Origin of the sequence: Actinomycetospora callitridis (assembly GCF_028737265.1) — a bacterium.
GTDB lineage: Bacteria > Actinomycetota > Actinomycetes > Mycobacteriales > Pseudonocardiaceae > Actinomycetospora > Actinomycetospora callitridis.
Window position 1 is genome coordinate 161132 of record NZ_JAQZAK010000005.1, and the last position, 25201, is coordinate 186332.

Genomic DNA, 25201 nt, shown 5'->3' on the forward strand with positions numbered 1-25201 from the left:
CGGCCGCCCGGACTCCTGGTCCCGGCGGCCGCGTGGCGTCTAGTGCGAGCCCTGCTCCTCGGCCCGCTCGCGCGAGGCCTTGATCTCCAGCTCGGCGTCCGAGCGGCCGACCCACGAGGCGCCCTCGACGCTCTTGCCGGGCTCGAGGTCCTTGTAGACCTCGAAGAAGTGCTGGATCTCGAGGCGGTCGTACTCCGAGAGGTGGTGGATGTCGCGCAGGTGCTCCTGGCGGGGGTCGTTCGCCGGCACGCACAGCAGCTTGTCGTCGCCGCCGGCCTCGTCGGTCATGCGGAACATGCCGATCGCGCGCGCGAGCACCAGGCAGCCCGGAAACGTCGGCTCCTGGACGAGGACCAGCGCGTCGAGCGGATCGCCGTCCATGCCGAGGGTGTGCTCGACGTATCCGTAGTCGGCCGGGTACTGAGTGGCCGTGAAGAGCGTCCGGTCCAGCCGCAGCCGGCCGCTCTCGTGGTCCATCTCGTACTTGTTGCGGACCCCCTTGGGGATCTCGATCAGTACGTCGAACTGCACGGTGCCGCTCACCGCTCCCTGTGCTCGTCCTCGTCGTGGCCTGGTCGGCGGCGTGGCCGGAGGCCACGACCCGGCCTCTAGTGTGGGGTACCGACCGGGGTGCACCGTCACCCCGTCGAGGTGACCTCCCCCTCGTCCGGGGTGGGGTGAACTGCAGGTGAGGAGGGGTCCGGGGGCGTGAGCGGCGACGGTCACCGCGCGAATCCCGCGACGTCATCCGCCGGTCGCCGGTGGATCCCGGCGCTCCTCGCGCTCGCGGTCGTCGTCGTCCTGCTCGCCGGTCTCGGCGTCGGCACGGCGCTGCAGGCGCCCTCGTTCGCGCGGTCGGTCGGTCTGCCCGTCTCGCTGCTCGGCGGGGAGGCCGCCGAGCCGCCGGACCCCTCGACACCCCGGTTGCGCCTGGCCGCCGCCGGCGCCGAGGCCCCGGTGCCGACCGAGGCCGGACTCGCGACGGCGCTCGACACCCGGGCCGCCGCGCTCGGCGACCTCACCGGCGCCGTCGTCGACCCCGCGACCGGCACCACCCTCTGGAACCGGCGCTCCTCCGAGCCCCAGGTCCCGGCCTCGGTGACGAAGCTGCTCACGGGCGCGGCCGCCCTGCTGCGGCTCGACCCGACGATGCGCTGGACGACGACGGTCGTCGCCGGGCCCACCCCCGACTCCGTCGTGCTCGTCGGCGGCGGCGACCCGACGCTGTCGTCGCTGCCGGCCGGGCAACGGACCGTGTACCCGGATGCGGCGCGTCTCGACGACCTCGTCACCGCCGTGACCGCCGCCCGCGCCGGGCAGCCGGCGGTCAAGCGGGTCTACGTCGACGTCTCCCGCTACGAGAACGGCGGGGGCAACGGCGTCGCGCCCGGCTGGGACCCCACCGACGTCGCCGGCGGCTTCGTCGCGCCGATCGTGCCGGTGATGCTCGACGGCGGCCGCTCGGACCCGACCCAGCTCGACATCCCGCGCACCTCGACGCCGGCCACCGACGCCGCCCGCGAGCTGGGCCGTCGCCTGGCCGCCGGCGGGACCGCCCCGACCGCGACGGTCGGCACCGCGCCCCCCGCCGCGCCGGTGCTCGGGCAGGTCGTCTCGCCGCCCGCCACCGAGCTCGTGCGCACGGCGCTGCAGAACTCCGACAACGTGCTCGCCGAGGCCCTCGGCCGCGAGGTCGCCCGCACGGTCGGCCTGCCCACGACGTTCGACGGCGCGGCCCGCGCGGTGACGCAGGTGCTCGGCGAGGCGCAGATCGACATGGCCGGGGTGACGCTCGCGGACACCAGCGGGCTCTCGGTGAACGACCGCGTGCCGGCGACCGCCCTGTCCGGGGTGCTCGCGCCCGCGGCGGCCCCCGTCGGCGCCGACCCGCGCACCGCCGCCCTGCGGCCGCTGCTCGACGGGCTGCCCGTGGCCGGGGGCGGGGGCACGCTCGCCGACCGCTACACGCCCGGCACGCCGTCGGCGGACGGCCGCGGCTGGGTCCGGGCGAAGACCGGCACGCTGACCGCCGCCAACGCGCTCGCCGGCGTCGTCGGCACCGCCGACGGGCGGGTGCTCGTCTTCTCCTTCATGAGCAACGGCGTCGACCCGGGCAGCGCCCGGCCGCGCCTCGACGCGCTGGCCGCGGCGCTGCACGACTGCGGCTGCCGCTGAGTGAGCCGCTGCCGGGGGAGGGCGCGACGTACGGTGGAGCCGTGACCGCCGAGCTGACCTCCGCGCCCCCGACGGGGCTGCCCGTCGACTGGGACCTCGCCGCCGCCACCGGGGCGCGCCTGGTCTCCGCGGGGCCGTCGGTGACGCCCGAGGAGGCGGCCGTCGAGGTCACGCGGCTGCGTGACGGCGCCAGGGTCGGCGAGGGCCACGTGCGGGCGCTCACCGGGCTCGGCGCCGGCCTGCCGGTGCCCGAGGCCGACGTCGTCGACCGGCCGGGATGGATCCGCTCCGCGGTCGACGGCATCGCCACGCTGCTCGAGGACACCCCCGGGCCCCGGGCGCCGGAGGGCCTCGTCGGCGACGCGTTCGGCCGTGTCACGCGCTCGGCGGCCGGGCTGCAGATGGGCACGCTGCTGGCGTTCCTCGGCAGCCGGGTGCTGGGTCAGTACGACCCGTTCGGCGGCCCCGAGAAGGCCGGGCGCCTGCTGCTCGTCGCGCCCAACGTCGTCGCCGCGCGCCGCGCCCTCGACGTGGACGCCGAGGACTTCGCCCTGTGGGTCTGCCTGCACGAGGCCACCCACCGGCTGCAGTTCACGGCCGTCGACTGGCTGCGCGACCACTTCCGCTCCGAGGTCGCGGCGTTCGCGGGCGGGTTCGACCGCACCGCGTCGGGCGCCGTCGACCGCCTGCCCGAGATCGTCAAGGCCGTGCGCCGCGACCCTCCGAAGGACGGGCTCGCCCTGGTCGAGATGTTCCAGGGGCCCGAGCAGCGCGAGGTGCTCGACCGGCTGCTCGCCCTCACCACGCTGCTCGAGGGCCACGCCGAGCACGTGATGGACGCCGTCGGCCCCGAGGTCGTCGGGTCGGTGTCCACGATCCGGGCGCGCTTCACCACCCGCCGCCGGGGCGGCAGCCTCGTCGACCGGCTCCTGCGCACGCTGCTGGGCGTCGACGCCAAGATCAAGCAGTACGAGCAGGGCCGGGTGTTCGTCGACCACGTCGTCGACGTCGTCGGGCTCGACGGTCTCAACGCCGTCTGGACCTCGCCGGACACCCTGCCCCGGCGCGCGGAGATCACCGACCCCGCCGCCTGGCTCGCCCGCGTCCACGGCTGACGTCCCGCTCGTGCGCGTCCCGGAGCCGGTGGCCGAGGTCCGCCGGGCGGTGCGCGAGGCCCTCCCTGCCGCCTTGCCTGACGCAACGAACGGCCCGTTCGCTGCTTCTACGCGCACGAACTCCCCGTTCGCGGTGATCGTCGCCTGCTCGGGTGGCGCGGACTCGCTCGCGCTCGCCGCCGCGGCGGTCCACGTGGCGCCGGGCCCGGTGCTCGGGGTCGTCGTCGACCACGGCCTGCAGGACGGTTCGGACGAGCACGCGGCGCGGACGGCGGCGCAGCTCCGGGCCGTGGGGACGCGCGCCGACGTCGTCGCCGTCGAGGTCGGCACCGCCGGCGGGCCCGAGGCCGCTGCCCGCACAGCTCGGTACGCGGCGCTGCGCTCGATCTCACAGCAGCAGGGGGACGCGCCCGTGCTCCTCGGTCACACGCTCGACGACCAGGCCGAGACGGTGCTCCTGGGACTCGGCCGCGGGTCGGGCGCGCGCTCGCTCGCGGGCATGGCCGCGTGGGACCCGCCGTGGTGCCGCCCGCTGCTGCGCGTGCGGCGCGCGACCACCCGGGCGGCGTGCGCCGCCGCCGGCCTCGCGGTGTGGGACGACCCCCACAACGCCGACCCGCGCTACACCCGCGTCCGGCTGCGCCACGAGGTCCTTCCCCTGCTCGAGGACGTGCTGGCCGGCGGCGTGGCGCCCGCGCTCGCCCGCACCGCCGCCCAGCTCGCCGACGACGACGCCGCGCTCACCGCACTCGCCGACGGGCGTCGTCACGAGCTCGTCGACGACGACGGCGCCCTCAACGCGGCCGCCCTCGCGGCCGACCCGCCCGCGATCCGGCGCCGGGTGCTGCGGGCGTGGCTGCACGACGCCGGGGTCGCGGAGCTCAGTGACGCGCATCTCCGCGCCGTCGACGCGCTCGTCGCCGCGTGGCGCGGACAGGGCGCACCTCCCCTCCCGGGCGGGTTGGAGGTCGTGCGGGCTCGTGGCAGGCTGCGCGTGGCTGCGGCCGGAGCAGGGACTGCGCCACACGCCCCACCACCGATCTGCTGAGGAGCTCGACAACGGTGTACGACGGCGACATCGCGTCCGTGCTGGTCACCGAGGAGCAGATTCAGAGCAAGATCGCCGACCTGGCGGCCGAGATCGGCGCCGCGTACGGCGAGCACGACCAGGACCTCGTCCTCGTCGGGGTGCTCAAGGGCGCCGTGATGTTCATGACCGACCTCGCGCGCAAGCTCCCGATGCCCACCCAGCTCGAGTTCATGGCCGTGAGCTCCTACGGGTCGTCGACGTCGTCCTCGGGCGTCGTCCGTATCCTCAAGGACCTCGACCGCGACATCTCCGGGCGCCACGTCCTGATCGTCGAGGACATCATCGACTCCGGGCTGACGCTGTCCTGGCTGCGCAAGAACCTGGAGTCGCGCGGCCCGGCGTCGCTGCAGGTGGTGACCCTCCTGCGCAAGCCCGAGGCGGCCAAGCTCGACGTGGACGTCGCCTACATCGGCTTCGACATCCCCAACGAGTTCGTCGTCGGCTTCGGTCTCGACTACGCCGAGCGGTACCGCGACCTGCCCTACATCGGCACGCTCGACCCGCACGTCTACGCCTGAACCGTCACTCACCCAGTGCGGACCCGGGCGTCGGGGCCGGGTGACGGCGGGATAACGTCCGCCACATGGCCGGTGGGCGTCGCTCTCTGTGGATCGTCAACGGGCTGATCGTGCTGGTCGTGCTGCTCGCCGCGGGCGGCGCGGTGGTGGCCCTGTCCTCGAGCGGCACGCAGGACGCCGGCCTGCGTACGACCCCGGTGGGACGCGGGACGGTCGCCGAGACCGTCACCGCCTCCGGCGCCGTGACGAGTGCCCGGAGCTCCACGCTGAACTTCGCCGCCGGCGGACGCGTCGAGGACGTCCGGGTGGCCATCGGGGACACGGTCACGGCCGGCGAGGTCGTCGCGACCCTCGACGCGGAGTACGCCGAGGCGAACCTCGAGGCCGCGCGCGCCCAGCGGGACTCCGCCCGCCAGCAGCTGCGCGACGCCCGCGAGGCGCGCGACAACCCGACGACCACCGCCGCGCCGGCCCAGCAGCCCGCGGCGCAGCAGCCGGCGGCCGGCGGCACGATGCCGCCGCCGGCGGGTGGGACCGTGCCGCCGGCAGGTGGTGGCGGTGGCGCTGCCACGGGTGGCGCCGGAGGACCGGGAGGCGCCGGGGGACCCGGCGGGACCGGTGGCGCCGGCGGAGCCGGAGGCCCGGGCGGAGCGGGCGGCGCAGGAGGTCCGGGTGGAGCACCGGGGCAGCCGGGTCAGCCGGGTCAGCCGGGTCAGCCGGGCCAGCCGGGTGGGCAGCCCCAGCAGCAGAACGGCCCGGTCGTCGGCGTCTACGGCTTCTCCTCATCACCGAAGGCCGCCGCCCCGACCCCCACGCCCACACCCACCCCGGGCACCGGCGGCACCGGCTCCGGCGCAGCCGGCGGCTCGGGCGCTGGCGCCGCGGGAGGCGCCGCCGGCGGCTCGACCCCCGAGGGCGCTGTGGCCTCCGCGGAGGCGGCGCTCGCGCAGGCCGAGGCGTCGGTCGTCCAGGCCGAGCAGAGCGCGGACGACCTCGAGCTGTCGTCCCCGCAGGACGGCACCGTGGTCAGCCTCGACATCGGACCCGGCCAGATCGTGCCGGCCGGCGCCACCGTGAGCAGCTCGACGTCGTCGGGCAACCCGACCGGCGGCACGCTGCCCGACGGCACCGCCGGCGGGACCGGTGCGGGCGCCTCCGCGGCGGCCGGCGCGGCCTCGGGTGGGGCCGGGGCGCAGTCGGGCGGAGGGACGGCGTCGGTCACGGGGTCGCCCACGGCCCCGGCGGCCATGACGGTCCTCGACCTCGCGACCCTCCAGATCCGCGCGGACGTCCCCGAGCTCGACGTCGGGCGGCTGACGGTCGGGCAGCCGGTGGCGGTCTCGGTGAACGCGCTGCCCGGGCAGTCGCTGCCCGGCACCGTGAGCGCGGTCGACCTGCTGCCCGGCGCCGGCACCTCGGTCGAGTACGGCACCGCCGTCACGCTCACCACCCCGCCGCCGAACCTGCGGCCCGGGATGTCCGCGAGCGTCGCCGTCACCGTCGCGCAGTCGCCGAACGTCGCGTTCCTCCCGTCGGTGGCCGTCACGCCGATCGGCGGGGAGAGCGCGACCTCCGGGACCGTGCAGGTCCTCGGACCCGACGGCGTCCCGCAGGCCCGCACCGTCGGGCTGGGGCTGAGCTCGGACACGCTCACCGAGATCCGCTCCGGCCTCGCGCCCGGCGAGCTCGTCGTCCTGCCCGACCCGAACACCGGCAACGCCTTCGCGCCGGGCGAGCCGCCGCCGCGTCTCGACAACAACGGTGGTGGCGGCTCCGGCGGGGGCGGGTGACGACGGTGTCGGCCATCGAGGGCGTCGGGGAGGTCGAGCACGTCCTCGACGTCCGCGGCCTCTCGAAGGTCTACGGCGAGGGCGAGACCGCGGTGCACGCGCTGCGGGACGTCGACTTCAGCGTGCGTCGCGGGGAGTACGTCGCGGTCATCGGCCAGTCGGGGTCGGGGAAGTCGACGCTGCTCAACATGCTCGGCTGCCTCGACGCACCGACCTCGGGTCGCTACCTGCTCGAGGGCCTCGACGTCGCGAACCTCGACGAGCGCCAGCAGGCCGTGCTGCGCAACCGGCAGATCGGCTTCATCTTCCAGGCGTTCAACCTCATCCCGCGCACCACGGCGCTCGCCAACGTCGAGCTGCCGCTGGTCTACGCGGGTGTCGGGCGGCGGGTGCGCCGCGAGCGGGCGGAGGCGGCGCTCTCGCTCGTCGGGCTCGAGGGACGGTCCGACCACCGTCCCAACCAGCTCTCCGGTGGGCAGCAGCAGCGGGTCGCGGTGGCGCGCGCCCTGGTCACGACGCCGGCGCTGCTGCTGGCCGACGAGCCCACCGGCAACCTCGACACGGCGAGCACCACCGACGTGCTCGGGCTGTTCGACCGCCTGCACGAGGCAGGGCGCACCATCGTGATCATCACCCACGACGACGAGGTGGCCGCGCGGGCCGAGCGCGTCGTCGTGGTCACCGACGGGCGGCTCACCGAGGCGGCGCGGCGGTGACCGGGCGGGTGGGTGACAACACATGAGCATCGTCGAGATCGTCCGCTTCGCGGTGCGCGGACTGATCGCCAACCGCCTGCGGTCGTTGCTGACGATGCTCGGGATCATCATCGGCATCGCCGCGGTCATCCTGCTGACGGCGCTGGGCAACGGGGCGTCGGTCTACATCCAGAGCCAGATCGCGGGCCTGGGCGCCAACAGCATCACGGTCCTGCCGCGCCAGCCTCCGGAGACCGCGGGCACCGACGGACGCCCGCTGACCTCGGCGGACGCCCGGGCGCTCGCCGATCCCCAGGGCGCGCCGGACGTCGCGTCGGTCTCCCCGGTGGTGACGCTCTCGGCGACCACGGCCGCGGGCCGGGCGACCAGCGACGTCACCGTCGTCGGCAGCACGCCGTCCTACTTCTCCGGCGCCAACGTGCAGATGGGCACCGGCCGCTTCTACACCGACGCCGACGTCGAGGCGGGCCGCAAGGTCGTGCTGCTCGGCCGCACGGCCGCCGACGACCTGTTCGGCGTCGGCTCGGAGCCGGTGGGTCGGGACGTGCTCGTGGACGACGTGCCGTTCCTCGTCATCGGCACCCTCGCACCCGCCGGCCAGGGGCAGGGGCTGTCGAACCCCGACGAGAACGTCCTCGCCCCGCTGACCGCGGTGCAGGGGTCGCTGACCGGGTTCGGCAACCTGAGCCAGATCGTCGTGCAGGCCCGGTCCACCGAGGCGCAGGCCGCCGCCGAGAGCGAGATCAACAGCATCCTGGACCGCCGGCACGGGATCGAGCAGCCCGACAACCGCGACTACCAGGTGCTCAGTGCACGCCAGCTCGCCGACGTCCTCGACGACACCCTCGGCGCGTTCACCCTGCTGCTCGCCGCGATCGCGGCGATCTCGCTGGTGGTCGGCGGCATCGGGATCACGAACATCATGCTGGTGTCGGTCACGGAACGGACCCGGGAGATCGGCATCCGCAAGGCACTCGGGGCACCGCCGTCGGCGATCCTCGGGCAGTTCCTCGTCGAGTCGATCATCCTCAGCGTGGTTGGCGGCATCCTCGGCGTCGCGGTCGGCTACGCCGGGACGCTCGTGCCGCTCGGCGACTTCCGGCCGGTGATCCTGCCCGCCGCGGTGGTGGCCGCCGTCGCGGTGTCGGCCGCCATCGGCATCTTCTTCGGTGCCTACCCCGCCCGCCGCGCCGCCCGCCTGCGGCCCATCGACGCCCTGCGCCGGGAGTGACACCCGTGGACCTCCAGGAGGAGCCGTGACCCAGCCGCCCGACCCCGACCAGGGGACGTCGACGGACACCGAGCCGGCGCGGGACGACCGCGACGCGAGCGACGGCCGTGACGCCCGCGACGGGCATGACGTCCGGGACGCCCGGGACGACGACGCGCCCGCGGCGGTGCACACGCCTGACGCCGCGCCGACCGAGCAGTTCCCCGTCCCGCCGCCGCCGGCGCGCCGGTCGGGGCCGGCCCAGCAGACCCGGCGGACCCCCAGGGAGGACGACGCGGCGTCGGTGCTCGACCGCCCCGTCGACGACGTGGACCTGGCCACCCGCCTGCAGCGTCCCGGGCTCGCGCGCTCCACCCGGATCCTGCTGCTGGTGCTCGGCGGGGTCGTCTGCCTGGTGCTCGGCGCCTTCATCGGCCGCGCGACCGCCCCGGACACCGGGCCCGGCTCGGTGCCCGACCTGCTCGGCGTCGTCGAGTCCGTCCAGCCGACGGGCGGCGGCTTCCCGATCGTCACGGTCCGCTCCGGCGACGGCACCCTCACGCCGCTGCGCACGACGGCGGGCACCGGCGTCGCCGTCCCGCGCCCCGACGGCCCGGCCGGCCTGCGCGTCGGCCAGCAGGTGACGGTGCACGCCGAGCGCGGCGCCGACGGCGCGATCACCGCGGTGCGCGTGGACGTCCCCGCGGGGTCCTGAGCGCTCCACAGGTGGTGGAGCGAGGGTCACCCCGGCTGCGTGGGAGGCAGCGAGGGCGTCCCTCGCTCACCGCTGCCCGCGGACCCGAGGTGGCGCGAGGGTCACCCCGACTGCGTGGGAGGCAGCGAGGGCGTCCCTCGCTCCCACACCCCCGCGGGCCCCGCACCGGTGATCCACCCCCGGAGAGGGCGGGCCCGCTAGCCTCCCCCCGTGGCCGACCAGGGTGCAGCTGCAGAGATCGCCGCCGGATACGCGACCGAGGCGGGAGCGCTCGAGCTGGGAGCCGTCGTGATCGACGGCGTCGCGGCGCCGGAGGCGCACGTCCGCATCCCGTTCGCGACGCTGAACCGTCACGGTCTCGTGGCCGGCGCGACGGGCACGGGCAAGACCAAGACGCTCCAGAACCTCGCCGAGCAGTGCTCCGCGGCCGGGGTCCCGGTGCTGCTCGCGGACATCAAGGGCGACCTCTCCGGCATGGCGCACCAGGGCGAGACGAGCGACCGCGTCACCCAGCGCGCGCACGAGACCGGGGACGACTGGGCGCCGACGGCCTACCCCGTGCAGTTCCTGTCGCTGGGGACGGGGATCGGCGTCCCGGTCCGCGCGACGATCACCGGGTTCGGGCCGATACTGCTGTCCAAGGTGCTCGGGCTCAACGAGACCCAGGAGTCGACGCTCGGGCTGATCTTCCACTGGGCCGACGGCCAGGGCCTCGCGCTGCTGGACACCAAGGACCTGCGGTCGGTCATCCAGTACCTGATCTCCGACGAGGGCAAGGCCGAGCTCAAGGGCATCGGCGGGGTCTCGGCGTCGACGGCCGGGGTCATCCTGCGGGCGCTCGTCAACCTCGAGGCCCGGGGCGGCGACGAGTTCTTCGGCGAGCCCGAGTTCGACCCGGAGGACCTGCTCGTCATCGAGCCGGACGGCAAGGGCCGGGTGACGCTGCTCGAGCTGGCCGACCAGCAGGCCGACCCGACGCTGTACTCGACGTTCCTCATGTGGCTGCTCGCCGAGCTGTTCGAGGAGCTCCCCGAGGCCGGCGACGTCGAGAAGCCGAAGCTCGTCTTCTTCTTCGACGAGGCGCACCTGCTCTTCAGCGACGCCTCGAAGGCGTTCCTCGACCGCATCGAGCAGACGGTCAAGCTCATCCGCTCCAAGGGCGTCGGCGTCTTCTTCTGCACCCAGCAGCCCACCGACGTCCCCAACGACGTGCTCTCCCAGCTCGGGGCGCGCGTGCAGCACGCCCTGCGCGCGTTCACCCCCGACGACCAGAAGGCGCTGACGAAGACGGCGCGGACGTACCCGAAGAGCGCGGTCTACGACATCGAGGAGCTGCTGACGACGCTGGGCACCGGCGAGGCGCTCGTCACGGTGCTCTCCGAGCGGGGGGCGCCGACGCCCGTGGCCTGGACGCGGATCCGCGCGCCGCGCTCGCTGATGGCCGCCATCGGGGAGCCCGCGGTCACCGAGGCGGCCCAGGGCTCGCCCCTGTGGCCGAAGTACGGGACGCCCATCGACCGCGAGTCGGCCCACGAGAAGCTCGCGGCGCGGACCGGGGCGACGAATGCGCCGGCCACGCCGCCTGCCGAGCCGGTGCCGCCGCAGCAGGCCCCGCAGGAGGCACCGCCGCAGGCCCCGCCGCCCGCCGAGGACGAGGGGCCGGGCATGGTCGAGAAGGCCATGGCCAACCCGGCGGTGAAGTCCTTCGTCCGCTCCCTCGCCAGCCAGCTCGGTCGTGAGATCACCCGCGGGCTGTTCGGGACCGCGCGCCGCCGTCGCTGAGGGCCACCGGGTCTTGCGCGCCCGGACCACCGTCGGGTCCGCGGGGTACATTGAGCAGATCAGGGCCCCACGGACCTCCGTGCGTGGGCGGACCCCGAGCCGAGACGACTGACACCGACCGCAGGGTCCACCCGGGGAGGGTCGAGGGCCGCCTGGAGGCCGCAACCGTATGGACCGCAAGCGCCTTCTCCGCAATCCACTCATCTGGATCGTGGTGTTCTTCCTCGTCTACCTCGGGGTCTCGTCGCTGCTCAGCGACACCCGCGGGTTCACCGAGGCCCCGACGTCGCTCGCCCTGCAGCAGGTCGAGGCCCGCAACGCGTCCGAGATCACGATCGAGGACAAGGAGCAGCGTCTCCGTCTGACGCTGACCAACCCCGTGCAGGTCCCCGGCGTCGACGGCGCCGCGCCCACGACGACCAACCAGATCTACGCGCAGTACCCCGCCGCCGCGACCGACCAGGTGTTCGCCCTGGTCCGCGAGAACCCGGCTGGGTCGGGCTTCGACACCCGGGTCACGCAGGACTCGATCCTGACCCAGATGTTGATCTACCTGATCCCGCTGGGCCTGGTGCTCCTGCTGCTGTTCTGGATGATGAACTCCCAGGGCGGGGGCAACCGCGTCCTGTCGTTCGGCAAGTCCAAGGCCAAGCAGCTCAACAAGGACATGCCGAAGACCACGTTCTCCGACGTCGCCGGGGCGAACGAGGCGGTGGAGGAGCTCTACGAGATCAAGGACTTCCTCCAGAACCCGGCCCGCTACCAGCAGCTCGGCGCCAAGATCCCCAAGGGCGTCCTGCTCTACGGTCCGCCCGGCACCGGCAAGACGCTGCTGGCCCGCGCGGTCGCCGGCGAGGCTGGTGTGCCCTTCTACACGATCTCCGGCTCGGACTTCGTGGAGATGTTCGTCGGTGTCGGCGCCTCCCGCGTGCGCGACCTGTTCGAGCAGGCCAAGCAGAACTCCCCCTGCATCGTGTTCGTCGACGAGATCGACGCCGTCGGCCGCCACCGCGGCGCCGGCATGGGCGGCGGCCACGACGAGCGCGAGCAGACGCTCAACCAGCTGCTCGTCGAGATGGACGGGTTCGACGCCCGCGGCGGCATCATCCTCATCGCCGCCACCAACCGGCCCGACATCCTCGACCCGGCGCTGCTCCGGCCCGGCCGCTTCGACCGCCAGATCCCCGTGGCCGCGCCGGACCTCGCCGGCCGTCGCGCGATCCTCGCGGTGCACTCCGCGGGCAAGCCGCTCGCCCCGGAGGCGGACCTCGACGGTCTCGCCAAGCGCACGGTCGGGTTCTCCGGCGCCGACCTCGCCAACGTCATCAACGAGGCCGCGCTGCTCACCGCCCGCCTGGGCAAGACGCAGATCGACAGCGCCGCGCTCGAGGAGTCCGTCGACCGCGTGATCGGCGGCCCGGCCCGCAAGAGCCGCATCATCTCCGAGCAGGAGAAGAAGGTCGCGGCCTACCACGAGGCCGGCCACGCGCTGGCCGCCTGGGCGATGCCGGACATCGAGCCGGTCTACAAGGTCACGATCCTCCCGCGCGGCCGCACCGGCGGCCACGCGCTCGTCGTCCCCGAGGACGACAAGGAGCTCATGACCCGCTCCGAGATGCTGGCGCGCCTCGTGTTCGCCATGGGCGGACGCTCGGCGGAGGAGCTCGTCTTCCACGAGCCCACCACCGGGGCGTCGTCCGACATCGAGCAGGCCACGAAGATCGCCCGCGCGATGGTCACCGAGTACGGCATGAGCGCCAAGCTGGGCGCGGTCAAGTACGGCCAGGAGCAGGGCGAGCCGTTCCTCGGCCGCTCGGCGGGCCGTCAGCCCGACTACTCGCTCGAGGTCGCCCACGAGATCGACGAGGAGGTGCGCAAGCTCATCGAGGCGGCGCACACCGAGGCGTGGGACATCCTCAACGTCCACCGCGACGCGCTCGACGCGCTGACCGGCGAGCTGATCGAGCACGAGACGCTGCAGCGCCGCGACCTCGAGCGAATCTTCGCGTCGGTCACCAAGCGGCCCCGCATCACCGCGTTCAACGACTTCGGTGAGCGCGTGCCGTCGGACCGGCCGCCGATCAAGACGCGGCGCGAGCAGGCCGCCGAGCGCGGCGAGCCGTGGCCCCCGCCCGGCGAGCAGCGCAGCGCCGACACCGAGCCCGCCACCGTCGGCTCCGTCGCCGGCAACGGCCACGCGGTGGCGCCCGCCGTCAACGGCTCCTACGGGGCCCACGCCGCGGGCAACGGTCACGACCGGTCCCAGGAGGCCGGCCAGTCGCCCACCCCGCCCCAGGGCACGCCCACCCAGGGCATCCCGGACGTCTACCGCAGCGGCGCCGGCGCCGGCGCCGGCTCGAACGGTGGCGGCGGCCGTCGCTCCGCCGAGGACAAGCCGTCCTCGGTGGCGCCGAACTACGGTGCCCCTCCCGGCTGGACGCCCGCGACCGTGCCGCACGGCACGACGTGGAACCCGGGCGGAGCCGGTCGCTCCGGCGGTCCGGGGCAGGGACAGGGCCCGGGCCAGTACGGCGCATCACGTGCGCCGGGCGAATCCGTGCCGAACCCGTACGGTGACCCGGATGGCCGAACCCGCGAGGGCCGGTCGGACGGCTGGCCGGAGGGTCGGCACACCGGTTCGTCGTCCACGGGCCGGGGTCACGACGGGTCCGACGGCACCACCGGCCCGTCCGGCACGGACGGACGGGACACCCCGCGCGGCCAGGGCTGAGCCCACCACTGGGCCCACCGCCGGGCCCACCACTCGGGCCACGGGCCGGCTGCCCGCCGGCCCGGTCGAGGAAGACCGCGAGGGAGACGTGACGACCAGTCAGGAACTGGACGGCCAGCCGACGAACGGCACCGGCCCCGTCCCGGAGCTGCCGCCGTTCGACGCCGAGCGCGCCGAGGCCGCCGTGCGCGAGCTGCTGATCGCCATCGGCGAGGACCCCGACCGCGAGGGCCTGCGGGACACGCCGGGCCGGGTGGCACGCTCCTACCAGGAGCTGTTCGCCGGGCTGCGCGCCGAGCCCGCGGCGGTGCTCGACCGCACGTTCTCCGAGAACCACGACGAGCTCGTCCTCGTCCGGGACATCCCGATGTTCTCGATGTGCGAGCACCACCTGCTGCCCTTCCACGGGGTCGCGCACGTGGCCTACATCCCCGGACCGGGCGGGCTCGTCACCGGCCTGAGCAAGCTCGCCCGGCTCGTCGACCTCTACGCCCGACGCCCGCAGGTGCAGGAGCGTCTGACCACCCAGGTCGCCGACGCCCTCGCCGAGCGCCTCGACACCCGGGGGGCGCTCGTGGTGATCGACGCCGAGCACCTGTGCATGTCGTCGCGCGGCGTCCGCAAGCCCGGGGCCCGCACGACGACGTCGGCCGTGCGCGGCAGCTTCAAGACCTCGGCCAGCACCCGGGCGGAGGCCCTCAACCTCATCCGGGGCGGCTGAGGTGGGGGCGCCCGGCGGCTCCGGGCCGGCCCGCTCGCACCGGTTGCCCGACCCGGGCCGGTGCGTCGTGATGGGCGTGCTCAACGTGACGCCGGACTCGTTCTCGGACGGCGGTCGCTGGCTGGACCGCGACCACGCGGTCGCCCACGGCATCGACCTGCACCAGCGCGGCGCCGACCTCGTCGACGTCGGCGGCGAGTCCACCCGGCCCGGCGCGGAACGGGTCGACGCCGCCACCGAGACCGCGCGGGTCGTGCCCGTGATCAGGGACCTCGTGGCGGCCGGGGCGCGGGTCACCGTCGACACCACGCGCGCGGCCGTCGCCGCCGCGGCCGTCGAGGCCGGCGCCAGCATGATCAACGACGTGTCGGGCGGCCTCGCCGACCCGCACATGGCGCGCACGGTGGCGGAGGCCGGCGTGCCCTGGGTGATCATGCACTGGCGGGGCCCGAGCGACCGGATGGTCGAGCTCGCCTCCTACGAGGACGTCATCGGCGAGGTGCGCGCCGAGATGGTCGAGCAGGTCGACCGCGCGGTGCTCGCCGGCGTCGACCCGTCGCTGCTGGTCCTCGACCCGGGCCTCGGGTTCGCCAAGACCGCCTCGCACAACTGGCAGATCCTGCGCAAGCTCTCGGTCTTCACCGGCCTCGGTTTCCCGGTGCTCGTCGGGGCCTCCCGCAAGCGCTTCCTCGGCGCCCTGCTCGCCGACGACGACGGCACGCCCCGCCCGCCCGACGGCCGGGAGATCGCGACGGCCGCCGTCTCGGCGCTCGCCGCCGCCCACGGCGCCTGGGGCGTGCGGGTGCACGAGGTCGGCCCGTCGCTGGACGCCGTGGCGGTCGCGGCGGCGTGGTCCTGGGGGACCTCGCCGGCGGAGATCGAGCCGTGAGCGATCGCATCGCCCTGCGCGGTCTCCGGGTGCGGGGGCACCACGGCGTGTTCGAGCACGAGCGCCGGGACGGGCAGGACTTCGTGCTCGACCTGGTGCTCGACGTCGACCTCGCGAAGGCCGGGGCGTCCGACGACCTCGCCGACACCGTCGACTACGGCGCGCTGGCCGAGGGCGCGGCGGCCGTCGTCGCCGGCCCGCCCCGGCGGTTGATCGAGGCGGTGGCGACCGAGGTCGCGCAGCGGGTGCTCGACGACGAGCGGGTCGCCGCCGTCGAGGTGACCCTCCACAAGCCGCAGGCCCCGATCACCGTGCCGTTCGACGACGTCGCGGTGGTGGTGCGGCGGTCCCGGGACGGGGAGCTCGGATGAGCCGGGCCGTGCTGTCGCTGGGCTCGAACATCGGCGACCGCCCCGCGAACCTGCGCGGCGCCCTCGCCACCCTGCGTGCCGCGGGCGCCCGGGTGGTGGCGGTGTCGCCGGTCTACGCCACCGCGCCGTGGGGCGGGGTGGAGCAGGACGACTTCCTCAACGCCGTCGTCGTCGTCGAGGACCCGAACTCGCGTCCGCGCGACTGGCTCGCCCGGGCCCGGGCCGCCGAGAGCCGCGCCGGCCGCACCCGGGACGTCCGCTGGGGCCCGCGCACCCTCGACGTCGACGTGCTCGACGTGGACGGGACCACCAGCGACGACCCCGAGCTCACGCTGCCGCACCCGCGCGCCGCGGAGCGGGCGTTCGTGCTCGTGCCCTGGCTCGACGTCGACCCCGAGGCCCGGATCGCGGGGCGCGGGCGGGTCGCCGACCTGCTCGCCGCGCTGCCCGACGCCGAGCGCGACGGGGTGCGCCCCGACCCCACGGCGCTGGTGTCGTGATGAGGACGCGCACGAGCCCCTCGCTGCTGGTGGTCGCCGCGGTCGCCGTCGGGCTGGCCGTCAACCTCGCGGTGCAGGTGGCCTACGGCGAGCTGCCGCCGCTGCCCCTGCTCGCCGGGCTCACCCCGCTGGTGCTGGGCATCGCCGAGCTCGTCCTCGCGGCGGTGCTGCGCGCCCGCATCCGGCACCGGCCCGGCTCGCGCCCGGTCGACGCGCTGGCCACAGCCCGCGCGGTCGCGCTGGCCAAGGCGTCGTCGGTGGCCGGCGCGGTGCTCGGCGGCGCGTGGCTGGGCGTCCTCGCCTACGTGCTCCCGCTGCGCGGGCAGGTCGACGCCGCGGGCGCGGACACCGCGAGCGCGATCGTCGGTGTGGTCGGCAGTGCGGTGCTGCTCGGCGCGGGGCTCTGGCTGGAGTACTGCCTGCGCATCCCCGACGACGGGGGCGACGACCGGGACGACCCGGATCGGCGGCGGCCCTGACCGCGGCGGCGGACCGGTCGTCGGTCGCGACCACGCGCTCGTCCGGCCGGGTGACCAGGACGGTCCCGGCGCGGCGCTATCCTGCGGCGATGAGCACCCCGGACGGGGAGCTGCGCGGACGCGCCGGCCCCGACCGCCGTCGCGCGGCGCTGCTGGCCACGGCGGCGACGCTCGCGGCGCTGGCCGCCGCGGCGGTGGTGCTCGCCGACGACGCCCGCTGGCTGCGCCTCGGCGTGGTCGCCGCCCTCTGGGCCGCCGTCGTCGCCGGCATCCTGGTCGCCCGCCATTCCCGCGGGGCGGCGGGAGCCGCCGAGGCGGCGCAGGACGCCGCCGCCGACCTCGCCGCGGCCCAGGACGAGGCCGACGAGAAGCTTGCTGCCCTGCGCCGCGACCACGACCTCCGGCTGGCCCGCGAGGCGGCCGCGCGGGAGGAGTCGGAGCGGGCGGCCGAGAAGGCCCGCGAGGACGCGGCGGCCCTGCGCGAGCAGCTCGAGCGGATGCGCGTCGACACCGCTGCCGACGCCGTGACGCTCCAGTCGGTCGGGATGCCCGTCCCGCCCCGGCCCCTGGCGCCCCGGTCCCGTGACACACGTCTGCGGGTCGTCGGTGACTCCGGGCCGCTGCCGGCCGGACGGTCCGCCGCCGTCCCGCCGCCGGTCCCGCCGCCCGCGCCCCTGCGCCCGGAGGTCCCCGTGGCGCCCGCGCCCCGCTCCGGCGGGGCCGCGAACGGTCGCCGGGCGGTGACGTCGCGGCCCGTGTCGCCGCCCCCGCCCCGGGCCGACCCGTCGCCGACCCCGGCCGACCCGTCGCTGCTCGCCACCGGGTCGTTCGTCGACCAGTACGTGCGCTCGGCGGGCTACGAACCCGCCGCCGAACCCGCCGCCGAGCCTGCCGTGGACCCGGGTCCCGGACGGCCCGACGAGCGCTCCGGCCGCCGCGCAGGCCCGGACGAGACGTCCCGCCGGTCCACCGACTCCGACTCCGGCGGGCGCACCGTGGCCGAGCTCCTGGCCGCCCACGCCGCCACCGGCCGCGCCGGCGGGAGGCGTCGCCGCGAGCCCTGACGCGGCGGTCGGGCGGGCTGGGCCGGGGAGGAGTCGTTACCCTCCGGCAGAGTGATCGCCCCTCCGGTACGGCTCGCGCCGCAGCAGCGCCGCACGCTCGTGTGGCCTGTCGTCGGCCTGATCGTGCTGAGCGTGTGCGGGCTCGTGACGGTCGGACTGGCGAGCACCGAGATCGGGGTCGTCGGCGTCGTCATCGGTGTCGTGCTGGCGCTGGTGCCCGTGGCGCCGGTCGTGGCGGCGTTCCTCTGGATCGACCGGTTCGAGCCCGAGCCCCCGCGGCTGCTGCTCGCGGCGTTCCTCTGGGGGGCCGGGCTCTCGGCGCTCGTGGCGGTCGTCATCAACTCCAGCGCGATCATCGCCGCCGAGCTGCTGCTCGGGCGCGGTCAGGGCGACGTGATCGGCGCGGTGATCTCGGCCCCGCTGGTCGAGGAGTTCGTCAAGGGCGCGTTCGTCGTCGGGCTCCTGCTGGTCCGGCGCCGGGAGTTCGACGGGATCGTCGACGGCGTCGTCTACGCCGGCATCACGGCGGCGGGCTTCGCGTTCACCGAGAACATCATCTACTTCGGGCGCGCCTTCACCGACGCCGAGGGCGCGCCGGCCACCGCCGTGCTCGCGACCTTCGTGCTGCGCGGGGTGCTCTCGCCGTTCGCGCACCCGCTGTTCACGGCCATGATCGGCATCGGGGTGGGCATCGCGTCGCAGGCGCGGTCGCGCGTCGTCGGGACGCTGGCGGTGCTCGGCGGCTACGTGCTCGCCGTCATCCTGCACGCGCTCTGGAACTCGTCGACGCAGCTCGGTGCCGGCTTCTTCGGCGTCTACGTCCTGATCATGCTCCCGCTCTTCGCCGGCATGATCGGGCTCGTCGTGTGGCAGCGACGCCGCGAGCGCGAGGTGCTCGCCCGCCAGATGCCGGGCTTCGCGGCCGCCGGGTGGATCGCGCCGAGCGAGGTCCCGCTGCTCTCCAGCCTCACCGGGCGGCGGCGCTGGCGCACGGCGGTGCACCGGCGGGCCGGGGCGCCCGCGGCGCGGGCGGTCGAGGACTACCAGCACGCGGTCACCGAGCTCGCGTTCCTGCGCGCCCGGGCCGAGCGGGGAGCCCTGCCGCCGCGGCCCGACTGGCACGCGGAGCTCCTCGACAACGTCGTGCGCGCCCGCCTCGCCGCGGTCAACGCGCCGGGCGTCCAGGGTCCCGCGGGGGCGCCGACGCAGGGGCACCTCGGCCCACCCCCGTCCTGGCCCGGCGGACCACCGCCGCGCCCGCCCGGTGCCTGAGCCCGGGACACCGGGAGCGAGGGTCACCCCGGCTGCGCCGGGAGCAGCGGGGGACGCCCTCGCTACCACCGTCCCGCGGGCGTGAACCCGCTCACCGCGGCGGCCGTCGCCGCCCCCGACGACTACCGTGGGTGCCAGTGATCGTCCGGTACCCGCGCTGGCGGGACGGGAACGAGCCGAGCGAGTGAGGTGGCGCGTGAGCACCGACGCCGACGGGGGCGCCGGGCGGTGGGAGCAGGGCTCCTCCGGTCCGTCGACGGGCGCGACCCCGACTCCTCGTGAGGGCTCACGGCTCGCGGTCGGCGTGGTCTCCGCCGGGCGGGTCGGCGCGGTGCTGGGCGCCGCGCTCGCGAACGCCGGCCACCAGGTCGTCGCCGCCTCCGCGGTCTCCCGCGCGTCGCGCGCCCGGGCCGAGGAGCTCCTGCCCGGTGCCGAGATCCTCCCGCCGGACGAGGTCGTGCGCCGCGCCGACCTCGCGCTGCTCGCCGTGCCCGACGACGTGCTGCCCGGCCTGGTCCGGGGCCTCGCGGCGTCGGACTGCCTGCGTCCCGGCCAGATCGTCGTCCACACGTGCGGCGCGGCCGGGGTCGGCGTGCTGGCCCCCGCCGCCGAGCACGACGTGCTGCCGATCGCCCTGCACCCGGCGATGACGATCACCGGGCGGACCGAGGACGTCGCGCGCCTCACCGGCGCCTGCGTCGGCGTCACCGCCCCCGAGGGCCCGGCGGAGGACGCGGAGGCCGCCTGGCTCGTCGGCGAGGCGCTGGTCGTGGAGATGGGCGCCGAGCCGGTGCGCATCCCCGAGGCCGTCCGCCCGCTGTACCACGCGGCGCTGGCGCACGGGGCGAACCACCTGGTCACGCTCGTGCGCGAGGCCGCCGACCTGCTCTCCGGCGCCGGCATCGAGCCCGCCGAGCGGGTCCTGGCCCCCCTGCTGTCCGCGGCCCTGGACAACGCCCTGCGCCACGGCGACCGCGCGCTCACCGGCCCCGTCGTGCGCGGCGACGCGGGCACGATCGCCACCCACGTCCGTCACCTCCAGGAGCGGGCCCCCGACGCGGTGCCGCTCTACCGGGCGCTGGCCCTGCGCACCGCCGAGCGCGCCCGCGCCGGCGGTCTGCTCGACGCGACCGCCGCGCAGGACGTGGTGGACGCCCTCGCCGAGAGGCCCCGCTCGTGACCAAGCCCTCCAGCCTGCGCACGCACGACCTCGTCGGTCGCGCCCGTCCGCAGTACCACGCCGACCGGCTCACGGTGCAGCGCGACCCGACCGCGCTGCGACGTGTCACGAAGGCCCTGCGCGGCGCCGGCCGTCGCGTCAACCTCGTGCCCACGATGGGTGCGCTGCACGAGGGCCACCGCGAGCTGATGCGCCGCGCGCGGGGCGTCCCGGGCTCCACGACCGTCGTCTCGATCTTCGTGAACCCGCGCCAGTTCGGGCCGTCCGAGGACTTCGACCGTTACCCGCGCGCCTTCGAGGGCGACCTCGAGATGTGCCGGGAGGAGGGCGTCGAGCTGGTGTTCGCGCCCGAGGTCGAGGACATGTACCCGGACGGATTCGCGACCTCGATCCACCCCGGGCCGCTGGGCGACGAGCTCGAGGGCGCGGTCCGCCCCGGGCACTTCGACGGGGTGCTCACCGTCGTCGCCAAGCTCTTCGCGATCGCCGTCCCGGACGTCGCGTTCTTCGGCGAGAAGGACTACCAGCAGCTCGCGCTGATCAAGCGGATGGTGCGCGACCTCGACATCGACATCCACGTCGTCGGCGTCCCGACGGTCCGCGAGCCCGACGGGCTGGCCCTGTCGAGCCGCAACGCCTACCTGTCGCCGGACGAGCGCGCGGCCGCGGTCGCGCTCTCGGCCGCGCTGTCCGCGGGGCAGTACGCCGGCGAGGAGGGCGCGGCCGCCGTCGTCGACGCCGCCCGGGCCGTGCTCGAGGCCGAGCCGCGCCTGTCCGTGGAGTACGTCGAGCTGCGCGACCCCGAGCTCGGGCCGACGCCCGACATCGGGGACGCGCGGCTCTTGATCGCCGCCCGCGCGGGGGGCACCCGATTGATCGACAACGCCGCCGTGTCCGTCGTGAGGAGAGTCTGACGTGCAGCGCACGATGCTGAAGTCCAAGATCCACCGTGCGACGGTGACGGACGCGAACCTGCACTACGTGGGCTCGGTGACCGTCGACGAGGACCTGATGCGGGCCGCGGACCTGCTCCCCGGCGAGCAGGTGGCGATCGTCGACGTCACCAACGGCGCGCGACTCGAGACCTACGTGATCACCGGTCCCGCCGGCTCGGGGGTCATCGGGATCAACGGCGCCGCCGCGCACCTGGTGTCGCCCGGCGACCTCGTCATCCTCATCTCCTACGGGGTGATGGACGACGCCGAGGCCCGCACCTACCAGCCGCGCGTGGTGTTCGTCGACGAGGCGAACCGCGTCCTCGACCGCGGCGCCGACCCGGCCCGGGTGCCCGCCGCCGCGCCGACGACGTCCCTGCTGCGCCCCGGCACCGAGGCCCGCCCGGCCGCGCGCCGCGAGGCCGTCGCCGGGCCCGCGATGACCACCGTCGGCAACAGCTGGGGCGCCGAGCCGGCCCCGCCGCCCCGGCCGCAGGCGAGCCGGCGTGGAGGGCGCAAGCCCGCCGAGACCACCGACGCCCGGCGCCTCGACGCGCTGCTGTCCGCCGACCACTAGGGCCCGGCACCCCGGGGGGAGGGCGCGGCCGTCGTGCTGCTCTGCGTGGACGTCGGCAACACCCAGACCGCGCTCGCCCTCTACCCGGACGACGAGGCCGGCGCCGCGGTCTGGGACGCCCGCCTGCGCACCGAGCCGCGCGCCACCGGCGACGAGCTCGCGCTGCTGGTGCGCGGTCTGCTCGGCACCCGGGTCGGTGACGTGTCGGCGGTGGCGGCCCTGTCCACGGTGCCGGCGCTGCTGCGCGAGCTGCGGGGGATGGTCACCCGGCACTTCGCGGGCCTGGACCACCTGCTCGTCGAGCCCGGCGTCCGCACCGGCGTGCCGCTGCTCGTCGACAACCCCAAGGAGGTCGGCGCCGACCGCGTCGTCCAGGCCCTCGCCGCCTACGAGCGCCACGGCGGGCCGTGCGTCGTCGTCACGTTCGGGACGTCGACGACGGTGGACGCGGTGTCGGCGCGCGGCGAGTTCCTCGGCGGCGCGATCGCCGCGGGCGTCGCCGTGTCCGCCGAGGCGCTCGCCGTGCGTGCCGCCGCGCTGCGCCCGGTCGAGCTCGTGGTGCCCCGCTCGGTGCTCGGGCGCAACACCGTCGAGAGCATGCAGGCCGGGCTGGTCCTCGGCGCCGCGGCCATGGTCGATGGCCTCGTGACCCGCGTGGCCCGCGAGATCACCAGCCGCGACCCCGAGGGGCGCGCGCCGGTCGCCGTCCTGGCCTCGGGCGGCCTGGCTCCGCTCGTGGTCGGCGAGTGCGCGACGGTCACCGAGCACGTGCCCGACCTGACCCTGCTCGGCCTGCGCACGGTGCACCGCCGGTGGCGCGAGCGGCGCGACGACCGGGCCGCCCGGCGGGCCACCCGCTCCTGAGGCACCACCTCCACGGCGGGGGGTACGCCCCCGCGCCCCGCGGGGGCGCGCCCGGCCCGGCACGGGGGCGCTCCCGATGGAGGGTCGCGGCCCGGCCGCGCAGGCTCGGACCGGCACGGGACACGCCGCGCACGGCCCGCCGGAGGAACGACCATGAGCCAGATCCACGAGCACCCCCACGGCGCCGGACCCCACCCGGGGACCTCCTGGCCGACGAGGCCGCCGCCGGCGCCCCACCCCTTCGTGCCCGCACCCCGCCGTGGTGACGTCCCGCCCGCCGGGCTGTCCTACGGCTACGGACCCCCGACCCCCTACGGCGCCGGACCGCCGACCTCGTGGATGCCGCCGGCGCCACCACCACCGCCGCCACCGCCCCGGCGCGGGAGGACGGCCCTGATCGCGGTCGTCCTCGGCCTGGTCCTGCTCGGCGGGATCGTCCTCGCCGTGACGATCATGGCCCGTGCGCTGCCGCCACCTCCGGCCTCCGGGCCCGTCGCGCCGCCGGCCCAGAGCGGACCCCCGTCGAGCCCCTACACGCTGACCAGCATGTTCGGGGGCAACGGCACCTGCACCCCGGCGACCGCCGACGCGCAGATCCCCATGAGCACGGAGGGGCTGACCTGCAGTGGGCAGGGCGACGGCACGGCGTTCGTCTTCTACGAGTACAGCGTGCCCACCGACACCTTCCAGGACACGATGGTGCGGGAGTGGGGAGGCTCGGGCCTGACGCAGCGCGCGCAGGACGACTGCCGCACCCAGTACACCGGCACCATCGACGTCCCCGGTGTCGGAGCCACCCCGGTGGTGGTCGACGTCTACCGGCACTCCCCGTTCATGGCCGTGACGGCATCCGTCGGTGGTGATGGTGGCGGCGGCACCGACTCCACCACCCCGCAGTACCGGGTCGCCGACCGCGGCGGCCTGTGCGCGGGGGGCTGACGCCGGACGGGAGCTCAGGCCGGGCGGTCGACGAGCTCGTCGCGGCGCGGGTCGCCGTCGGGCAGCAGGCGGCGCAGGCGCCGGGCGAGCTCGGGGTCCTCGGCGCCGGACTCGGTCCGGACGAGTGCCCACAGGGCGTCGACGTCCCCGCGACGCAGGACCGCACCGCGCACGCCGACCTCGATGATGTCGCGCTCCTCGCGCACACCGGGGGCGTCGGAGGTGGGCAGCAGGGCGCCGCGCCGCAGCACGTCGGGCGGGGGGAGGCGGCGCTCGCGCAGGGCGGTGCGGACGTCGATGAAGTCGGCGTCCACACGGGCCCGCAGCCGGTAGGGCTGGGTGCTGATGATGCTGTATCCGGCCTCCGGCGCGGCAGCTCCGCTGCGCTTCGTGCCGCAGGAGCCGAGGGCGGCGCGCAGGCGGTGGACCTCGGAGCGGACCGTCACGGGGTTGCCCGCGTCGCCGTAGAGCGCCTGGGCGAGCTGGTCGGCGGTGAGGCCGTCGGGGTGCAGGGCGAGGAGCACGAGCATCTCGGCGTGGCGCAGACTGATCCGCACCGGGCGCCCGTCGAGGCGGGCGACGGGACGCTCGGCGCCGAGGAAGGGCAGGGCGAGCGTCGGGCGTGACGTGGTGCGTGGCGCCAGGCGCAGCAGCCAGCCCTCGGCCAGTGGCTCGAGCAGGCCCTCGCCGCGGTCGCCGAGGTCGACGCGGTCGCCGTCCTGGGGGATCGACACCCGGTCGGGCAGCCAGCCGTCGGGCCGGGCGGTGAGCACCCGGCCGCGGGGCGCGAGCAGGGCGCCGGGCTCGCCGCGCAGCCCGTCGAGGTGGGGCTCGTTGCGCGCCCGCAGCCGCTCGTCACGCTCGACGAGACGCGCGCGCAGCGTCATCTCGGCGAGCTCGGCGGCGGCGCGCACGAGCGCCAGCGTGCTGGGGTGGAACGTCGTGAGTGGGCCGGTGAGGTCGACGGCCGCGATCACCTCGCCCGTGTCGGGGTCGTGGATCGGGGCCGCGGCGCACGTCCACGCGCGGTAGAGCCGCACCAGGTGCTCGGCCGAGTGGATCTGCACCGCGCGTCCGTCGGCCAGCGCCGTGCCCATGGCGTTGGTGCCGATCGAGTCCTCGCTCCAGCGCGTGCCCTCGACCAGGGCGACGTCGTCGGCGCGGCGCAGCACGCCGGTGTTGCCCTCGCGCCACAGGATGTGCCCGCGCGCGTCCGTCACGATCATCATGTGGACGGCCTCGTCGGCCGCGTCGAGCAGAGTGCGCCGCAGGACGGGCAGCGCGGGGGCGAGCACGTGGCTGCCGCGGACCTCGTCGAGCTCCTCGGCGCCGAAGACGTGACGGGGCCGCCCGTGGTCCGGGTCGACGTGCGCGTCGAGCGAGCGGCGCCACGACGCCGACACCACGTCGCGGGGCGAGGCGGGGCCCGTGCTGCCGGACAGGACGGCGTCCCGGACCCTCTCGAGCAGCCGGCCGCGCTCGACCGGGTCGCCGGTCGCGGTGCCCGTCGGGGGGCGTCCGCCATCGCCGTCGCGCTCCGGCATCGGCGCCCCCACCACTGGAACGGG

24 protein-coding genes are annotated in these 25201 nt (G+C 75.9%); 22 read left to right on the forward strand and 2 right to left on the reverse strand.

Features of this window, described 5'->3' with window-relative positions:
• Window positions 1–39: 39 nt before the first annotated feature.
• Entirely contained in the window at window positions 40–531 is a 492-nt protein-coding gene (locus PH191_RS18080; protein WP_274196187.1) for an inorganic diphosphatase, read from the reverse strand.
• 177 nt (window positions 532–708) lie between these two features.
• On the opposite strand from PH191_RS18080, the gene dacB reads away from it, so the two are divergent.
• The 22 genes from dacB (at window position 709) to PH191_RS18190 (ending at window position 23633) form a co-directional block, all read left to right on the forward strand.
• Complete coding sequence (gene dacB, locus PH191_RS18085) at window positions 709–2175, forward strand: D-alanyl-D-alanine carboxypeptidase/D-alanyl-D-alanine endopeptidase (protein ID WP_274196012.1); 1467 nt, start codon at window positions 709–711, stop codon at window positions 2173–2175.
• Between the two features lie 41 nt (window positions 2176–2216).
• The gene (locus PH191_RS18090) at window positions 2217–3290 is read left to right on the forward strand and encodes a zinc-dependent metalloprotease (protein WP_274196013.1); all 1074 of its coding nucleotides are present in this window, start codon (window positions 2217–2219) and stop codon (window positions 3288–3290) included.
• Between the two features lie 10 nt (window positions 3291–3300).
• Window positions 3301–4338 carry a tRNA lysidine(34) synthetase TilS gene (gene tilS, locus PH191_RS18095; RefSeq protein WP_420791821.1) on the forward strand — a complete coding sequence of 346 codons (1038 nt, stop codon included), beginning with the start codon at window positions 3301–3303 and terminating at the stop codon, window positions 4336–4338.
• A gap of 14 nt (window positions 4339–4352) precedes the next feature.
• On the forward strand, window positions 4353–4898 hold the full coding sequence (hpt, locus tag PH191_RS18100; protein ID WP_274196015.1) for a hypoxanthine phosphoribosyltransferase: 546 nt from the start codon (window positions 4353–4355) through the stop codon (window positions 4896–4898).
• Window positions 4899–4963: 65 nt separating this feature from the next.
• Window positions 4964–6688 carry an efflux RND transporter periplasmic adaptor subunit gene (locus PH191_RS18105; protein WP_274196016.1) on the forward strand — a complete coding sequence of 575 codons (1725 nt, stop codon included), beginning with the start codon at window positions 4964–4966 and terminating at the stop codon, window positions 6686–6688.
• 5 nt (window positions 6689–6693) lie between these two features.
• Entirely contained in the window at window positions 6694–7404 is a 711-nt protein-coding gene (locus PH191_RS18110) for an ABC transporter ATP-binding protein (RefSeq protein WP_274189968.1), read from the forward strand.
• Window positions 7405–7426: 22 nt separating this feature from the next.
• Window positions 7427–8635: an ABC transporter permease gene (locus PH191_RS18115; protein WP_274196017.1), complete on the forward strand. Its 1209-nt coding sequence runs from the start codon at window positions 7427–7429 to the stop codon at window positions 8633–8635.
• A 25-nt stretch (window positions 8636–8660) separates the two neighbouring features.
• Window positions 8661–9329, forward strand: a complete 669-nt coding sequence (locus PH191_RS18120) for a hypothetical protein (RefSeq protein ID WP_274196018.1) — start codon at window positions 8661–8663, stop codon at window positions 9327–9329.
• 210 nt (window positions 9330–9539) lie between these two features.
• Window positions 9540–11111, forward strand: coding sequence for a helicase HerA-like domain-containing protein (locus tag PH191_RS18125; protein ID WP_274196019.1), 1572 nt, complete (start codon window positions 9540–9542; stop codon window positions 11109–11111).
• A gap of 169 nt (window positions 11112–11280) precedes the next feature.
• A complete protein-coding gene (ftsH, locus tag PH191_RS18130) occupies window positions 11281–13842 on the forward strand; it encodes an ATP-dependent zinc metalloprotease FtsH (protein ID WP_274196020.1) in 2562 nt (853 codons plus the stop codon).
• A gap of 106 nt (window positions 13843–13948) precedes the next feature.
• Window positions 13949–14563, forward strand: a complete 615-nt coding sequence (folE, locus tag PH191_RS18135) for a GTP cyclohydrolase I FolE (RefSeq protein WP_274196188.1) — start codon at window positions 13949–13951, stop codon at window positions 14561–14563.
• A 70-nt stretch (window positions 14564–14633) separates the two neighbouring features.
• On the forward strand, window positions 14634–15452 hold the full coding sequence (gene folP / locus PH191_RS18140; protein ID WP_274196189.1) for a dihydropteroate synthase: 819 nt from the start codon (window positions 14634–14636) through the stop codon (window positions 15450–15452).
• A complete protein-coding gene (gene folB, locus PH191_RS18145) occupies window positions 15449–15823 on the forward strand; it encodes a dihydroneopterin aldolase (RefSeq protein ID WP_274196021.1) in 375 nt (124 codons plus the stop codon). Before folP ends, folB begins: the two co-directional genes overlap by 4 nt.
• Entirely contained in the window at window positions 15820–16323 is a 504-nt protein-coding gene (folK, locus tag PH191_RS18150; RefSeq protein WP_274196022.1) for a 2-amino-4-hydroxy-6-hydroxymethyldihydropteridine diphosphokinase, read from the forward strand. Before folB ends, folK begins: the two co-directional genes overlap by 4 nt.
• Window positions 16323–16802 (forward strand): DUF3180 domain-containing protein, encoded by a 480-nt coding sequence (locus tag PH191_RS18155; protein WP_274196023.1) that lies wholly within the window; start codon window positions 16323–16325, stop codon window positions 16800–16802. Before folK ends, PH191_RS18155 begins: the two co-directional genes overlap by 1 nt.
• An 89-nt stretch (window positions 16803–16891) precedes the next feature.
• Window positions 16892–17866, forward strand: coding sequence for a DUF6779 domain-containing protein (locus PH191_RS18160; protein WP_274196024.1), 975 nt, complete (start codon window positions 16892–16894; stop codon window positions 17864–17866).
• Between the two features lie 51 nt (window positions 17867–17917).
• On the forward strand, window positions 17918–19138 hold the full coding sequence (locus PH191_RS18165; protein ID WP_274196025.1) for a PrsW family intramembrane metalloprotease: 1221 nt from the start codon (window positions 17918–17920) through the stop codon (window positions 19136–19138).
• Between the two features lie 196 nt (window positions 19139–19334).
• Window positions 19335–20318, forward strand: a complete 984-nt coding sequence (locus PH191_RS18170; protein ID WP_274196026.1) for a Rossmann-like and DUF2520 domain-containing protein — start codon at window positions 19335–19337, stop codon at window positions 20316–20318.
• The gene (gene panC / locus PH191_RS18175; protein ID WP_274196027.1) at window positions 20315–21232 is read left to right on the forward strand and encodes a pantoate--beta-alanine ligase; all 918 of its coding nucleotides are present in this window, start codon (window positions 20315–20317) and stop codon (window positions 21230–21232) included. The genes PH191_RS18170 and panC overlap by 4 nt, the downstream gene beginning before the upstream one ends.
• Window position 21233: 1 nt before the next feature.
• Complete coding sequence (panD, locus tag PH191_RS30125) at window positions 21234–21830, forward strand: aspartate 1-decarboxylase (RefSeq protein ID WP_274196028.1); 597 nt, start codon at window positions 21234–21236, stop codon at window positions 21828–21830.
• 33 nt (window positions 21831–21863) lie between these two features.
• Window positions 21864–22694, forward strand: coding sequence for a type III pantothenate kinase (locus PH191_RS18185; RefSeq protein WP_274196029.1), 831 nt, complete (start codon window positions 21864–21866; stop codon window positions 22692–22694).
• Between the two features lie 153 nt (window positions 22695–22847).
• The gene (locus PH191_RS18190) at window positions 22848–23633 is read left to right on the forward strand and encodes a hypothetical protein (RefSeq protein WP_274196030.1); all 786 of its coding nucleotides are present in this window, start codon (window positions 22848–22850) and stop codon (window positions 23631–23633) included.
• A 14-nt stretch (window positions 23634–23647) separates the two neighbouring features.
• Here the strand turns inward: PH191_RS18190 and PH191_RS18195 are convergent, their stop codons facing one another.
• Window positions 23648–25177, reverse strand: a complete 1530-nt coding sequence (locus PH191_RS18195) for a helix-turn-helix domain-containing protein (protein ID WP_274196031.1) — start codon at window positions 25175–25177, stop codon at window positions 23648–23650.
• Between the last annotated feature and the right edge of the window lie 24 nt (window positions 25178–25201).

Coding starts and splice junctions, on each gene's coding strand:
- PH191_RS18155 (WP_274196023.1), top strand. CDS start 16,323: ATGAGGACGCGCACGAGCCCCTCGCTGCTGGTGGTCGCCGCGGTCGCC.
- PH191_RS18115 (WP_274196017.1), top strand. CDS start 7,427: ATGAGCATCGTCGAGATCGTCCGCTTCGCGGTGCGCGGACTGATCGCC.
- PH191_RS18105 (WP_274196016.1), top strand. CDS start 4,964: ATGGCCGGTGGGCGTCGCTCTCTGTGGATCGTCAACGGGCTGATCGTG.
- folK (WP_274196022.1), top strand. CDS start 15,820: ATGAGCCGGGCCGTGCTGTCGCTGGGCTCGAACATCGGCGACCGCCCC.
- PH191_RS18190 (WP_274196030.1), top strand. CDS start 22,848: ATGAGCCAGATCCACGAGCACCCCCACGGCGCCGGACCCCACCCGGGG.
- PH191_RS18195 (WP_274196031.1), bottom strand. CDS start 25,177: ATGCCGGAGCGCGACGGCGATGGCGGACGCCCCCCGACGGGCACCGCG.
- PH191_RS18160 (WP_274196024.1), top strand. CDS start 16,892: ATGAGCACCCCGGACGGGGAGCTGCGCGGACGCGCCGGCCCCGACCGC.
- ftsH (WP_274196020.1), top strand. CDS start 11,281: ATGGACCGCAAGCGCCTTCTCCGCAATCCACTCATCTGGATCGTGGTG.
- folP (WP_274196189.1), top strand. CDS start 14,634: ATGGGCGTGCTCAACGTGACGCCGGACTCGTTCTCGGACGGCGGTCGC.